Here is a 14,334-nt window from a genome sequence, read left to right as displayed (position 1 = left end):
ATATTCACCCACCCTGATTTTAACAACGAAGTAACATTTTAAGCCCACAGGTGCACCCGGTTTTTTCCAACAACCTGCGACCGATCATGTTTTTTCTGCCGGAATTTATGCACCTCTGACCTACGGAAGTGAATAATTATGGCAAACAGCCCCGGTTAAGCCCCTCATCACTGCACACCAAATTTGTGCCAGCGTTGCGTCGGGTAACACTTTTCGGTTTCATAAGTTTTTCATAGTTGCAACAGGTTGCAACATGATGGATATTGAGGTGCAACCTTTCCTGACAACAACTGACGGAGAACCGTATGGCAACGACCACCACGATGGGTGTCAAACTGGATGAAGAGACGCGGGAGCGCCTGAAAAAGGCCGCTCAGAAGATAGACCGGACCCCGCACTGGCTGATCCGCCAGGCCGTATTTAACCTGCTTGAAGCGATAGAGTCCGGTCATCCCCCGTTTTTTTCTGAACTCTCTGCTCCCGGTAATGAACCGGAAAAAGCGATAGAGGAAGAGGAACCGGTGCAACCTTTCCTGGATTTTGCCGAACAGGTACTCCCTCAGTCAGTGATCCGTGCCGCCATCACGGCGGCCTGGCGCCGCCCGGAAACCGATGCGGTGCCAATGATCCTGGAGCAGGCTCGCCTGACACCCGCATTATCTGAAAAGACCCACCAGCTGGCTCATCAGCTGGCCGAAAAACTGCGCCAGCAAAAAACGACCGGAGGCCGGGCCGGGATGGTTCAGGGGCTGTTACAGGAGTTCTCCCTGTCATCTCAGGAAGGTGTCGCACTGATGTGCCTTGCTGAGGCGTTATTAAGGATCCCCGATAAACCGACACGGGATGCACTGATCCGCGATAAAATCAGCCACGGAAACTGGCAGTCACATCTCGGGCGCAGTGCCTCGTTGTTTGTCAATGCCGCCACCTGGGGCTTACTGGTCACCGGCAAACTGGTCGCAACCCACAACGAAGCCAGCCTGTCCCGATCGCTTAACCGAATCATCAGTAAAAGCGGTGAACCGGTGATCCGCAAAGGGGTGGATATGGCAATGCGCCTGATGGGCGAACAGTTCGTCACCGGCGAAACCATTTCCGAAGCACTGGCCAATGCCCGTCGCCTTGAGGATAAAGGGTTCCGCTACTCCTATGACATGCTGGGTGAAGCGGCTCTGACCCGTAAAGATGCCGAAGCGTATCTCCTCTCGTATCAGCAGGCGATCCATGCCATTGGTAAAGCCTCAAATGGCCGCGGGATCTATGAAGGCCCCGGCATTTCCATCAAGCTCTCGGCCCTGCACCCGCGTTATCAGCGGGCGCAATATGACCGCGTTATGGAAGAGCTTTATCCGGTACTGAAGTCGCTGACCCTGCTGGCCCGGGAATACGATATCGGCATTAATATTGATGCTGAAGAAGCCGACCGGCTGGAGCTGTCACTCGATCTGCTGGAAAAACTCTGTTTTGAACCGGCACTGGAAGGCTGGAACGGTATCGGCTTTGTTATCCAGGCGTATCAGAAACGCTGTCCTTTTGTCGTGGATTCACTGATTGATCTGGCCCGTCGCAGCCATCGTCGGCTGATGATCCGCCTGGTTAAAGGGGCATACTGGGACAGTGAAATTAAACGGGCGCAGACCGAAGGGCTCGAAGGTTATCCGGTTTATACCCGCAAAGTGTATACCGATGTCTCTTACCTGGCGTGCGCCCGTAAATTACTGTCGGTCCCAAATCTGATTTACCCGCAATTCGCGACCCACAATGCACAGAGCCTGGCCGCCATCTATCAGTTAGCCGGCAATAACTATTACCCCGGCCAGTATGAATTTCAGTGCCTGCATGGGATGGGTGAACCGCTCTATGAGCAGGTCGTTGGTCCGTTGTCTGAAGGTAAGCTGAATCGCCCCTGCCGCATTTATGCGCCGGTAGGCACACATGAAACCCTGCTGGCGTATCTGGTTCGCCGGTTACTGGAAAACGGAGCGAATACCTCATTTGTTAACCGTATTGCCGATAAGAACCTGTCGCTGGATGAGTTAATTATCGACCCGGTAATGGCTACCGACACGCTCGCTGCCGAAGAAGGTACCGCTGGCCTGCCACATCCGAAAATTCCGCTACCCCGTGAGTTATACGGTGACACCCGCAAGAACTCTGAAGGACTGGACCTGGCAAACGAACACCGTCTGGCCTCCTTATCCAGTGCCTTACTCAATAGTGCCTCCCGCCACTGGCTGGCTGAGCCACTGATCGATGCGCCATCGGAACCCGGACAGCACCCTGTGCTGCCGGTAGTAAATCCGGCCGCACGCCGGGATGTGGTGGGCAGCGTACGTGAAGCGACCTCACAGGAAGTAACGGCAGCGATTGCTGCCAGCACCCATGCCTGCTCTATCTGGTTTGCAACCCCCCCGCAGGAAAGGGCCGCTATACTGCAGAATGCTGCCGTCCGTATGGAAGGACAGATGCAGGTGCTGATGGGGCTGCTTATCCGTGAAGCCGGAAAGTCTTATCCGAACGCTATTGCCGAAATCCGCGAGGCGGTAGATTTTCTTCGCTATTACGCTGCCGCTGTCCATGAAAGTTTTGACAATGAAACTCATCGTCCACTGGGACCGGTCGTCTGTATCAGCCCATGGAACTTCCCGCTGGCCATTTTTACCGGACAGATTGCGGCGGCATTAGCCGCCGGTAACGCCGTACTGGCAAAACCGGCCGAACAGACGCCATTAATTGCCATGGAGGCCGTACGGATCCTGCACGAAGCCGGCGTTCCGCGCGGTGTATTGCAGTTGTTACCTGGCGCCGGGGAGCGTGTCGGTGCCCAACTGGTCGCAGATAAGGCCATCCGCGGGGTGATTTTCACCGGTTCTACGGCGGTGGCCGCCTTGCTGCAACGTAATCTTGCCGGACGTCTGGATCCATCAGGCCAGCCGGTCCCCCTGATTGCCGAAACCGGCGGCATGAATGCAATGGTCGTCGACTCTTCGGCATTGACTGAACAGGTCGTACTGGATGTGGTGGCTTCTGCCTTCGACAGTGCCGGTCAGCGGTGTTCTGCCCTGCGACTGCTCTGTCTGCAGGAAGATGTGGCTGACCATACCCTGACGATGCTGCGTGGCGCGATGGCAGAGTATCGCACCGGGAATCCGGAATACCTGTCCACCGATATCGGTCCGGTGATCGACGATGATGCCCGCCGGATGATTGAAGAGCACATTTCAGCGATGGCGGAAAAAGGTTTTACCGTGTCGCGTATTACTCATCCCGCATCGGAGAAAGCGGCCCGTCTCAGCCAGGGACACTTTGTTATCCCGGCCTTAATCGAAATCGATTCGCCTGCCGACCTTAAGCAGGAGATCTTCGGTCCGGTATTGCACGTTGTGCGCTATCCCCGTCATGGTCTGGCGAAGGTACTGGAAAGCATTAACAGTTCGGGTTACGGGCTGACCTTTGGGGTACACACCCGTATCGATGAGACGATCCACCAGGTCACTTCGGGGATCCATGCCGGTAACCTGTACGTCAACCGGAATATGGTGGGTGCTGTCGTTGGCGTGCAACCGTTCGGGGGGGAAGGCCTCTCGGGTACCGGGCCGAAAGCCGGCGGCCCTCTGTATCTGTACCGGTTATTATCCTCACGGCCTGACGATGCGATAAAAGTGACCCTGTCACAGTTGCCTTCGCTCCTGCCTGAGTCAGAGATTACCTTACCGGCACCGTTTGTCGCCCTGGCCTCCTATGCCCGGAGCCACGAAAACCCACGCCTGACAGAGCAATGCCAACGTTTTGCGGAGGTAAATCAGAGCCAGCGCGTCAAAATCTTAACCGGCCCGACGGGGGAACGTAACAGCTATACCCTGCTTCCCCGTGAGCGCGTCTTATGCCTGGCGGATACTTCGGAAGATGCACTGTGCCAACTGGCACTCACCCTCTGTACCGGATGCCGGGTGCTGTGGCCTGATGATGAACTCCACCGTCAGTGGCTGAGCGCCTTACCGGCCGGGGTAAGCGGAGAGGTCGATCTCAGTGCATCGGCGATCGAAGACGCCTATGATGCGGTGATTTTCCATGGGGACGCGGATCAATTGAGCCAGCTGTGTCGTCAGGTGGCGCTACGTAACGGCCCTATCGTCTCGGTGCAGGGATTTGCGCGGGGAGAAACGTCTCTGTTAAGTGAGCGACTCTTGATCGAGCGCTCAGTAAGCGTCAATACGGCGGCGGCCGGAGGTAATGCCAGTCTGATGACCATCGGCTGATCGCTGATCTGTGGCCCGGTCACCGGGCCACAGTCATGGTTCCTCCTCCGCCTCCCGCCTGAGCCACTGCCTTTCCCGCCTGTCTGCCAGGCATCGGCTGAATCCGCCCGGCATTGCTTCTGCTGCCCCGGTAATAGCTGCGATGCCAGCCAGAGCCGGTAACGTATTCCGACAGGGTGACGGCGTTTTGCGGTAAAGTCAGCCCCCTTCCGATACCTTCGGTGTGCATCGCTCCGGAGGCAGAGTCATTATCAGACGACAGGAATGGGCGCGTCATGCGCCCTGAAATGCCTGCGGCCCGGGTTAAGCCGGGCCGCGGTCTTCAGAAGGGTCACATACCTTTACGGCTTCAGACAGAGCCCTCTGCTTCATGGGCGGTGTCGCTCAGTTTCTCCGCGTAACAGGCATATTTGGTCAGTGCAATGCGGTAGTTAATCCGGCTTTTATCAGGCAGCAGTCTTTCCCATTGTGACGGGGAACCAAAATCAGGCAGCCGTGCAACTGTCAGCCCCTTTCCGGTCAGTATCTGGTCAAGTCGTCGCATCCGCATCACATATTCCCTGACCGTGGCGAGACACAAGGTATTATCACTGACCAGATGCGCTTTGAACCCTTCAATATCAAACAATGTCGCTTTCCTGCCTGTGCAAATCGTCGAGCAGAAACGGCAGACGGGTTCTAATTGCGCCATAAATTCCTGCCACTCTTCCGGACTTACCGGATGATCCATCGCCATAATATCTTTGTGCGTGATCAGTTTTCCGGAACATAATAAGCGCACCCGGCTCAGTTCATTACCGCAGCTGCTGCACTTATGTTGCGCATATTTATAATCCCGTATATAACGGCTCAGACGCTGATAAGTCATTTTCATAGTTATTACGTGCTCCGGCGTAGAATATTCCGTTAATCGTCCTTCAGACGAGCGCGTAACCGCTTTATCGCCTGGCTATGCAACTGGCTGACGCGTGACTCCCCGACATTCAGAACCGCGCCAATTTCTTTCAGATTCAGTTCATCCTGATAATAAAGACTCAGCACCTGCTTCTCCCGATCTGGCAGCCCGTCAATCGCCTTCAGTACCTGTTCACGTAACTGCCCGTCCTGTAGCTGACGGAAAGGGTCCGCTTCCTCAGAGTGCGGCATGATCCGTTCTGCACTGTCCCCGCTCTCATCACACAGCGTTTCCAGCGAAAACAACTGACTGGTGTTAGTTTCCAGAAGGATCTGCCGGTAATCGGCCAGGCTTATCTTCATCCGGTCGGCAATATCCTGCTCTCTCACCGGCTGAGCAGAAATCTGTTCCAGCGCGGCAATCGCCGATGCAACCTCACGGGCTTGCCGGCGAACGCGGCGGGGAACCCAGTCACGGCTCCTTAGCTCGTCCAGCATCGCCCCGCGAATACGCTGTACCGCGTAAGTGGTAAAGGCGGTGCCCTGACCGGCATCGTAGCGGTCGAGGGCATTCAGTAGCCCGATGCCTCCGGCCTGGATAAGATCATCCAGGTCAACACACGCGGGAAGCCTGACCTGTAAACGCAGAGCTTCATGTCTTACCAGGGGAATATATTGCCGCCAGAGGGTTGGCTTATCCGCTTCACCTTCTGCGGTATATAAGTTCTCCACGGTTACCGTCCTGAATCTGTGAGACCGTGAAGAAATTATCAATCGCAAGACACCGCAGCCATCGATCAAATAACGACTTAAAATTCAGGTTATTAACCGGCTGAGACCCGGGTCTCACCGGCCGGTCATAGCAAAACGCTGGCGGATACTGCGCAGGGACTTCAGCACCTCCTCTTCACCGACAATCGGTTCATCTTTAAGCTGATGTCCGTGCTTTTCGCGGAATTGCATCGCTGCGGCCAGGCAAATCGCACGGAAGCTCGCTTGCCGGCAGATAGTGGACTGATTCATACTCCAGCCCTCATCGCCGAGATAATCTCCGGATGCTTCAATATCAGCGAAGTAGGAATAAGGAGGATGCATACCGGCGCGGATGATGCGCCAGCTATGTTCCACATGCTCCAGCGCATTGTAAAAATCCTCATCCATCAGACCGACATGTTCCAGACACTGCCGGCTGTAGTAGGAAAACGCCCCCACACAACTCGGATACAGAGGTAAGCGTAATGACGGGTAATTCACCTGATAGCGTGGGCGGGGATGGCCTTCTTTATTCACATTGTATTGTCCGTGCAACGCGAAATTAAAATGCTGTATCCCTGTTTCAGCCGCAGCGTTGATATACCGTTCGAAGACCCGCTCATCTTTCAGATAAATGTCATCCTCTATCAGAAAATAATGGTCAATATTCTGCTGCTGCAGATAGCGCAATGCCGTATTTTTACTGCGCCCCACCCCCTGATTTTCGGGGTTTTGCACCAGTTTAACCTCCAGATCATGATAATCTTTTTCCGGCTGGCCATCATTGACCACAATCACAGCCTCCAGCAGGTGTCGTGGTAAGGAGTGGCACAGCTTCAGTAATCCCTCCCGACGATTACAGGTAACGATGCCGACACCAATACGACCGAGAGGTGTTTTCATGATTTTTGCTCCTGATGTTCCAGCCACGCATACTGCCACTCATCCACTGCTGACGGTGTCATTAACCAGTGGCGACGTACCGCCTGCTGAAGCAGGATGCCCTGCCGGTCGAGGGCCTCTTTATCGGCCAGATGCTCCCGTATTGCACGTAACCAGTGGCGGAAGTGATTTTTGACCCGCGTGACCGGTAATGCCCCCCGGTAAGGTTCAATATCACTGCAGATCACCGGAATGCCGCAGGCTCCCAATTCCAGCAGTCGGAGATTACTCTTACATTCATTGAAAAGATTGATTTCCAGCGGCACTAATGCCAGATCCAGTTGCAGGCTGGCCAGCTTTTGCGGGTACCATTCAAATGGGACCCCGGGATGGAATTCACACCTCGCACTCTGCGGTTTCATGCCCATAAATACCCAGTCCACCTCATCCGCCAGTTCACAGATCAGCGGCTGAAGGATCTCAAGATCGCCGGTGTGACTGTTTCCGCCGGCCCAGCCGACGCGGGGTTTTTTCCCACGCCGTCGCGTTGCGGGTAACCCGCCCCATAATTCCGGGTCCAGGCGGTTCAGCGCTACGCGGATATCCGGATGAAATCCGGCATAGGCCTCCGCCAGCGCCGGGGTTGACACCACCAGCCGGTCTGCAAGGCTCACTGTACGGCGCAACTGGCTGACAATATTTTTGGGAAGTTTTCCGCGATGGTGGTTTTTTAACGGCAGATTAATGAAATAGTCGTCATATTCCATGATGATCTTCGGAGAACAATATTGTTTCAGATGCGTGATCCGCTGTTCTATCTGCGGGTCAAAGGGCATCTGCAGCAACACAATATCCGGAGAAACACCCGCCGCATCTATCGCTGCCGGCAGACCATGGATTAACCCGCCTTCGGCGCGCAGTTGCTGCTCCAGCAACCGGTAAGGCTGAATTACGCGATAATGGCCGCAGCCGGTCTCATTGATATGACCGGCCACGATCACCGGTAGCGGGCGTCCGGGTAAGGGTGACTGCAGTCTGTCGGTCACCCGTGAGAGGCTGAACAGCGAGCCGCTCCGGCTAAGATGTCGCTGATACCGGATGTCCTGACATAATCCGGTTTTCCAGCGCGTCCGTAGGGCGGCACGACACCGCTCTGCCGCCTGCGGATCCGGTGTGGAGAGTGCCGCAGATAAACGGGTTGCCCCACCCATATGACTGACGGTCGCCTCAGGGGTCCACAACACCAGGTAGCCGGCCTGCCGCACCCTGAAACATAAATCGACATCCGCCAGATCATAATCGAAATTTTCCGCATCGAAGCCGCCCAGTGTTTCGAATAATGTTCGCCGGACCATCATGCAGGCAGCACTGACCGCTGACACCTCATGGGTGGCCTGCAGACAGTGAAAATAGCCTTCCGCCGTCGTACTCTCACCCTCGTAGATCGCGGTCACTGAATCCTCAGGGCCGGCAATAAACCCTGCATGCTGGAGCCGCCCATCCGGATAACACATTCTGGCCCCTGTGATCCCGACTTCCGGTCGTTGTGCCAGTTCGGTCAGTGCGGTCAGCCAGCCGGATTCCGTCACCTCACAGTCATTATTCAGAAATAAAAGATATTCGCCCTGCGCTTGTGCCGCCGCAAAATTACAGAGGGCAGCGAAGTTAAACGGAGCTGACCAGTGCAGGATACGGAGATTACTCAGCTTAAGTGCCTGTAACTGCCCCAGATACTCACAGGCTCCGGGCTGCGAGGAGCCGTTATCAACGATCAGGATTTCAATACCCCCTTCCGGTGTCAGCCCGGTGACAGAGTCAAGACAGCGCTTTAACAGACTCTGATGATCTTTGGTGGGGATAATGATGCTGACCTGCGGCCTGGCAGACTGCAGGTAGCGGACACGATCCGGCGCGTTGTCCGGACCGGCCGTCACCACCCCGTCAATGCCACAGCGCGCCAGATGCCGGCGAACCTCGTCACGGCGTGCCTCACCGTTATCCGCCGGCGGAGATCGGTCCGGGATCAGTAGCAATGCCTCCGTCAGATGACCCAGGGTGCCCGGCCCGTACGTTTCGATAGCGCGCCACATCAGCTCAGCCATCGGCAGAGGAGAAGAACCGGCAGACTCTGGCAGAAAACGGCTAAGACAGGTACCGGTAACCAGTAATTCCTCTCCGGGATAGTGACAGGCCCGTAACAGATCAATATTACAATCCGGCTTCAGGCTCAGACGGGCATCAGCCATCTCTTCCCCTTCCAGCGTATCACTGTAACAGAGTGAGGTGTGCGGATGTTCCAGCAGGTAAACGGCAAACAGTAGCAGCGTATCCGGCAAACACCTGGTCCCCGGCTGCAGCATCAGCCAGCTATTCGCCGTTGATTGTCCGATGACCTCCAGCAGTTCACGGCGTCCGGCTGAAGCCGGAAGCAGGCGGTCGGTAAGATGACTAAACCCCGCAGAAACCTCATCGGTCACCAACACAACACTCTCCGGCGGCAGGCTCTGTTGCTGCAGGGAGAGTAACGTCCGCTCTGTCGCGCCACTCTGCAACTGCGGGCCGGTGATCATCACCCCGATCCGTCCGGTGCCCGGATGGGCGGCCACCATGGCAGAAAGAACCGCCCGCCGTGTTTCCGACAAACAGCGGTGTTTCAGCCAGCGTTCCAGAGGCTGACGCTTAACGGCCAGACTGGCCAGGACACCCTGGGCCAACCGCCATTCTTCGGCAGCGGCGGTATCCGGCACCCGTAATTCCGGGGCGGGCAGCCTGGCCAGCAACGGAGGTAATAGCGCAGAATAAGACCAGCTTTCACACGCCTCTTCCCGGAAGTCTGCCGCTCGCTGCAGGGCGGCCTGATATCCGCTGATCAGCGCCTCTGCCCACTGCCCGCATTCCATTGGCGGGCAGTCAGCCGCGACGAAAAAGTTATCCGCGGCCGCCAGTAAATCATCGTGTGCAGGATACCCCTGCCAGCCGGCTTTTCCGGTAATGCAGGCAGGGATCCCCAGACAGAGAGCTCTGGCTATCAGCTGATGTTCACCGGCGACCACCTGATAGCGAGTGAGTTGCTGATTCGTCAGTTCCCCCGCGCTTTCCTGACCGCAAATAAAGTCCACGCGGATCCCTCGTCGCGTAAAGTCCCGGCCAAGGGTGTCCTTCTGTGTAGCCGTAAGTTCTCCGGCCCAGAGCACCCGCTGCAGATCCCCCGCCGGCTCCTGCGGTTCGTCATCCGATACGGGGTCGGTGTCATTATAAGCCAGTGGCAATAATGTCAGCGCCGGGGGCGTGATCCCCCCCAGGGCCAGTGATGCATAGTGGAAGGCAGAGTCCGTCAGGGTACGCCATGATAGCGCTTTTTCGGTGGCACACTGATGGTACTGTGGCTTCAGGGGCCAGGAGATATGCTGGAACAGAAATTGTCCGCGCAGACAGCGTTGTTGCAGACTGTGCAGGATCCCGCTGGCGAGATAACCGTTACAAACCCAGACCAGGTCATAGGTTATTTCACCGCTATCGCTGAAGGGTGTCACGCCCTGTTCCGGCGCATCAGTAAAACAACGGACCTTCCCGTGGTCGGAAAGCGCTGACAGACGCTGCTGATACTGACGACTGATGACTCTGGCGCAGACATCCACCGTCCATCCCTGGCGGATAAACCAGCCCGCCAGCCCGAAAACGGTCGCTTCGGCCGCCGTGGCCCTCTGCAACCTGTCGATTGAAAAAAGTATTTTCTGCATGCCTACCCCTGACACTCTGCGCGAACCAAAGACAAAACCCCGCACTGCGGGGTTCCGGGAAAATCTGACAGCGTTGATTAGTTTTGCAGTAAAGAAAGCACAGTCTGCGGGACCTGGTTGGCTTTAGAGAGTACTGAGGTACCTGCCTGTTGCAGAATTTGTGCCCGCGACATACTGGACACTTCGGTCGCATAGTCCGCATCCTGGATACGCGACTGAGAGGCTGACAGGTTGTTGATCGTCGCATTCAGGTTATTGATAGTAGATTCAAAGCGGTTCTGAATTGCACCCAATCCACTACGGGCAGCATCGACAGAAGAGATCCGGGCATCGATGTCGGCCAGACCGGTATCACCGCTCACGCTGAAATCGCTGCCCAGCGTGCTGGCTTTAAAGCCATCATCCGACAGAGAAATCGAGATGACATTCGCGGCAGCGTCGTCACCCGCTCCGACCTGAATGTTGATCGCTGTCCCCTTACTATCAAACAACTCAATGTTGTTAAAGGTAGTGGCACTTCCGATACGTTTGATTTCCGCCAGACGGGCATCGACTTCAGCCTGGATAGAACTGATATCATCGTCACTGTTGGTCCCGTTTTTCGCCTGCACCGTCAGCTCACGAATACGCTGTAAGTTGGAGTTGATTTCGTTCAGCGCACCTTCAGCGGTTTGCGCCAGGGAGATACCATCGTTAGCATTGCGGGCGGCCTGAGTCAGCCCACGGAGACTGGATGTCATACGGTTGGCAATAGCTTCACCTGCGGCATCATCCTTCGAACTGTTAATACGTAAACCGGACGATAAGCGCTCAATGGCGGTACCCAGCGCTGACTGCGCTTTGTTCAGGTTGTTCTGGGTCGTTAACGACATAATATTCGTGTTAATAACAGCCATAATTTATACCCTTCAATAAAAAAATATTCATCGGATAAGCAAAACGGTTGAATCATTTTGCGTTCATGACTGATATCGGAAATGCCGGGGCGAACTTTAGACATCAGGCTAAAAAAAGCATCAGGTACTCCCGGTAAGTCTCCGCCCCTGCTCTCTTTCCCGGGACGAAAAATAAATATTTTTTTCCTCTTGCCGATACTCCGGATATCTCCCCACGACAGGAAATATAAGCATGAATGCAATCAGTAATCTGGATATCGGTTCAGGATTAGACTTGTCAGAGCTGTACAATAATTTGCAGAACGCAGAAATGGCTAAACTGGCGCCCATTACCAGTGAGGCGACCGCCTGTAAGAACAAAATTTCTGCATTTGGCCAGCTTAAAAGTTGCCTGCAAAGTTTACAGAGTGCGATGGAAGCCCTGACAAAGTCCTCATCTTTTAATTCCACGGCAGTCAACAGTACCAATACGGCATTTACCGCCACCACTGGCAGCAACGCCGTGCCCGGCAATTATCAGATCAATGTGGAACAACTCGCCACGGCACAATCGTTGCTCTCCGGTAAAATAAGCAGTCACTCAGAACCTCTCGGTAATACCGACGGAGGCACCCGTACACTGACCCTGAAGACCGGTGACGGCGAACCCGTTGAAATTACGTTATCAGACGATGAAACGTCGCTGGATGGCATCGTCAACGCTATCAATAAAAGTGATGCCGGGGTAACCGCCACCAGTATCCGGGCCAGCGATGGCGAGTATTATCTGTCGCTGACCGCCAAAGATACCGGCGCTGACAATACTATTTCGGTCAGCGTCAGTGGTGATGATACGCTGCAAGGTGTCATTGGCTATTCTGCAGGGGACGACACTTCAGGGATGAAACTGACCGATGCCGGGCAGAATGCGAAACTGACGGTAAATGGTATCGAAGTCGAAAGTAAAAGTAATACAGTGACCAACGCGCCTGATGGCGTCACCCTGAACCTGAAAGCGGTATCAGCTCAGGCTGAGACGCTGGAAATCAGTACCAACAGTGATGACAGCGTAAAAGCGATTAAAGACTGGGTTGCCGCCTATAACAAACTGCAATCACTGATCAGCAGCCTGACCAGTTTCGCTGGCACCGGGGCAGCCACGAACGACACCAGCAGCAACGGACCGCTGATGGGGGATAATACGGTCAGAAACATTCAGTCCCGTCTGCAATCGATGCTGTCAGAATCACAGGGGGGAGCCTTTTCTATCCTCGCCCAATTAGGGATCACTATCGACCCGACGAAACAATCTGACGGTTCGTCCGGTGCGCTGATGGTGGATGATACTCAGCTTGAAAATGCCCTCAAGGATAACCCTCAGGCCGTGGCTGCATTTTTCACCGGCGATGGTAAAACCTCCGGTTTTGCCACTCAAATGAACAATACTCTTAACGACATGCTGAGCGATGCTAACGGTAAAAAAGGAATGCTGGCCAATGCCATCGACTCACTCAACAGTAATTATGATGGCTTAAGTAAGCGCTATGACGCCATGCAGTCCTCTATCGATGCCACTATGGCACGGTATCAGACGCAATTTACTCAACTGAATAAACTGATGTCGCAGATGGATCAGACCCGCCAGTACCTGGCATCTCAGTTTGATGCTTCATCGGATAAATAAGGAACTCCGCATGAAAAGCATGACCGGTGCCAATGCTTACGCAACGATAAGTGTGGAAAGTGCGGTGCTCAGTGCCAGTCAGTCACAACTGACCACCCTGTTATTTGAGGGAGCACTCAATGCACTGGCTCAGGCGCGCCTGTATATCGATGATGGCAACATCAAAGGTAAAGGCCCGGCCCTGTCCCGGGCGATGAATATCATCGAAAATGGCCTGAAAGGGCCATTGCTGGAATGGCGTGAAGATCCGCTGGCAGCGCAACTGATATCGCTGTATGACTATATGGTATTCCGGTTACTGCAGGCCAGTCTGCACAACGATGCCGCAGCAGTCAGTGAAGCAGAACGCTTGCTGAAGGATATCACCAGCGGGTGGAAACAGAGTCTGCAATTACCGAGTGGTCAGGAGGGTTCCCTGTGAGCCCCCGGCGCTGGCTGGTCAGGGTCAGTTCTCTGAACCAGCAGTTACAGCAACTGGCTTCAGAACAACGCTGGCCGGAGATGGAAACACTGGTCAGGGAATACCAGCAACTGGCCATGCATTGTCCGGTGACGGACAATAACGGTGACACGATAAGTCCGGGTGAACAGCAGGTATTGCTGCAGGCCCATGAAGCACTCACCCGCCTTATCGCAGACGCCAGGCACACAACCGGCCTGAACGTTCGGGAAACATGGCAGCAGCAACGGGTGGCTAAAGCCTATTTTTCGGTGTAACTGACCTGCCGTCAGACAACAGGCAGGCCAGGTCACTTAACCGGCAGTGCTGCCATCCGCAAAGTGGTTCTGCATCAGGGTCGGCTGGATATCCTGGATAACCTGTTGTTTAGGATGATCTTTGGATTCGGCCAACGCTTTACGGCACTCGCTGGTCGGCTGTGTGACTTTTTTCAGGCTCAGCCCGTCGTAGTGCATCACCCCGTTTGTTAGCGTGATCGGCATCACCCGTAACTGGCGGTTAATATTGACCAGTTCATCATCAATCTGAGACAACTTTCCGGGTTTAGCAATCACCCGTTGCCACTGGCGACAATCCAGAGTATCTCCCTGCGGACTGATCAGCAGAGAGGCCATCGCCTGAGGGCTGACAAGGGCTGATTGCGGACCATCGCTTTGCCAGACGCCTGCCATTCCTGCCGGTGCAGGCACCTTGACGGCCTGCGGGTAATTATCGATCTGCGCACAGCCAGCTAATGCCAGCAAAGGTAATAACATCCATCTTTTCATATACTTTCTCTGTTGACCCG

General features: G+C 54.9%; 11 protein-coding genes. 4 read left to right on the top strand and 7 right to left on the bottom strand.

The window, feature by feature from the left end; all coding sequences use genetic code 11:
- Positions 1-305: 305 nt before the first annotated feature.
- A complete protein-coding gene (gene putA, locus JK223_RS01820) occupies positions 306-4,259 on the top strand; it encodes a trifunctional transcriptional regulator/proline dehydrogenase/L-glutamate gamma-semialdehyde dehydrogenase (protein WP_212712500.1) in 3,954 nt (1,317 codons plus the stop codon).
- A gap of 19 nt (positions 4,260-4,278) precedes the next feature.
- On the opposite strand, the gene JK223_RS01815 is transcribed toward putA, so the two are convergent.
- The 6 genes from JK223_RS01815 to JK223_RS01790 form a co-directional block, all read right to left on the bottom strand.
- Positions 4,279-4,536: a hypothetical protein gene (locus JK223_RS01815; RefSeq protein WP_212712499.1), complete on the bottom strand. Its 258-nt coding sequence runs from the start codon at positions 4,534-4,536 to the stop codon at positions 4,279-4,281.
- 72 nt (positions 4,537-4,608) lie between these two features.
- Positions 4,609-5,133, bottom strand: a complete 525-nt coding sequence (locus JK223_RS01810; protein ID WP_212712498.1) for a flagella biosynthesis regulatory protein FliZ — start codon at positions 5,131-5,133, stop codon at positions 4,609-4,611.
- Between the two features lie 32 nt (positions 5,134-5,165).
- Entirely contained in the window at positions 5,166-5,885 is a 720-nt protein-coding gene (locus JK223_RS01805; RefSeq protein WP_212712497.1) for an RNA polymerase sigma factor FliA, read from the bottom strand.
- 114 nt (positions 5,886-5,999) lie between these two features.
- Positions 6,000-6,809, bottom strand: coding sequence for a glycosyltransferase family 2 protein (locus tag JK223_RS01800; protein ID WP_212712496.1), 810 nt, complete (start codon positions 6,807-6,809; stop codon positions 6,000-6,002).
- The gene (locus tag JK223_RS01795) at positions 6,806-10,528 is read right to left on the bottom strand and encodes a glycosyltransferase (protein ID WP_212712495.1); all 3,723 of its coding nucleotides are present in this window, start codon (positions 10,526-10,528) and stop codon (positions 6,806-6,808) included. Before JK223_RS01795 ends, JK223_RS01800 begins: the two co-directional genes overlap by 4 nt.
- Before the next feature lie 77 nt (positions 10,529-10,605).
- Positions 10,606-11,424 carry a flagellin gene (locus tag JK223_RS01790; protein ID WP_249213401.1) on the bottom strand — a complete coding sequence of 273 codons (819 nt, stop codon included), beginning with the start codon at positions 11,422-11,424 and terminating at the stop codon, positions 10,606-10,608.
- 232 nt (positions 11,425-11,656) lie between these two features.
- On the opposite strand from JK223_RS01790, the gene fliD reads away from it, so the two are divergent.
- From fliD to JK223_RS01775, 3 genes are read left to right on the top strand one after another with little or no spacing between them, the layout of a single operon-like run.
- On the top strand, positions 11,657-13,087 hold the full coding sequence (gene fliD / locus JK223_RS01785) for a flagellar filament capping protein FliD (protein ID WP_212712494.1): 1,431 nt from the start codon (positions 11,657-11,659) through the stop codon (positions 13,085-13,087).
- Positions 13,088-13,097: 10 nt separating this feature from the next.
- Positions 13,098-13,508, top strand: coding sequence for a flagellar export chaperone FliS (gene fliS, locus JK223_RS01780; protein ID WP_212712493.1), 411 nt, complete (start codon positions 13,098-13,100; stop codon positions 13,506-13,508).
- Positions 13,505-13,804: a hypothetical protein gene (locus JK223_RS01775; protein WP_212712492.1), complete on the top strand. Its 300-nt coding sequence runs from the start codon at positions 13,505-13,507 to the stop codon at positions 13,802-13,804. Before fliS ends, JK223_RS01775 begins: the two co-directional genes overlap by 4 nt.
- A gap of 36 nt (positions 13,805-13,840) precedes the next feature.
- Here the strand turns inward: JK223_RS01775 and yedD are convergent, their stop codons facing one another.
- On the bottom strand, positions 13,841-14,314 hold the full coding sequence (gene yedD, locus JK223_RS01770; protein WP_212712491.1) for a lipoprotein YedD: 474 nt from the start codon (positions 14,312-14,314) through the stop codon (positions 13,841-13,843).
- Between the last annotated feature and the right edge of the window lie 20 nt (positions 14,315-14,334).

Source organism: Tatumella sp. JGM118 (assembly GCF_018257515.1).
GTDB classification, from domain to species: Bacteria; Pseudomonadota; Gammaproteobacteria; order Enterobacterales; family Enterobacteriaceae; genus Tatumella; species Tatumella terrea.
This window is presented reverse-complemented; position numbering and strand designations above follow the sequence as displayed.

What these genes read in the sequence shown, in the direction of transcription:
- putA (WP_212712500.1), top strand. Translation starts at nt 306, where the DNA reads ATGGCAACGACCACCACGATGGGTGTCAAACTGGATGAAGAGACGCGG.
- JK223_RS01815 (WP_212712499.1), bottom strand. Translation starts at nt 4,536, where the DNA reads ATGACGCGCCCATTCCTGTCGTCTGATAATGACTCTGCCTCCGGAGCG.
- JK223_RS01810 (WP_212712498.1), bottom strand. Translation starts at nt 5,133, where the DNA reads ATGAAAATGACTTATCAGCGTCTGAGCCGTTATATACGGGATTATAAA.
- JK223_RS01800 (WP_212712496.1), bottom strand. Translation starts at nt 6,809, where the DNA reads ATGAAAACACCTCTCGGTCGTATTGGTGTCGGCATCGTTACCTGTAAT.
- JK223_RS01795 (WP_212712495.1), bottom strand. Translation starts at nt 10,528, where the DNA reads ATGCAGAAAATACTTTTTTCAATCGACAGGTTGCAGAGGGCCACGGCG.
- JK223_RS01790 (WP_249213401.1), bottom strand. Translation starts at nt 11,424, where the DNA reads ATGGCTGTTATTAACACGAATATTATGTCGTTAACGACCCAGAACAAC.
- fliD (WP_212712494.1), top strand. Translation starts at nt 11,657, where the DNA reads ATGAATGCAATCAGTAATCTGGATATCGGTTCAGGATTAGACTTGTCA.
- fliS (WP_212712493.1), top strand. Translation starts at nt 13,098, where the DNA reads ATGAAAAGCATGACCGGTGCCAATGCTTACGCAACGATAAGTGTGGAA.
- yedD (WP_212712491.1), bottom strand. Translation starts at nt 14,314, where the DNA reads ATGAAAAGATGGATGTTATTACCTTTGCTGGCATTAGCTGGCTGTGCG.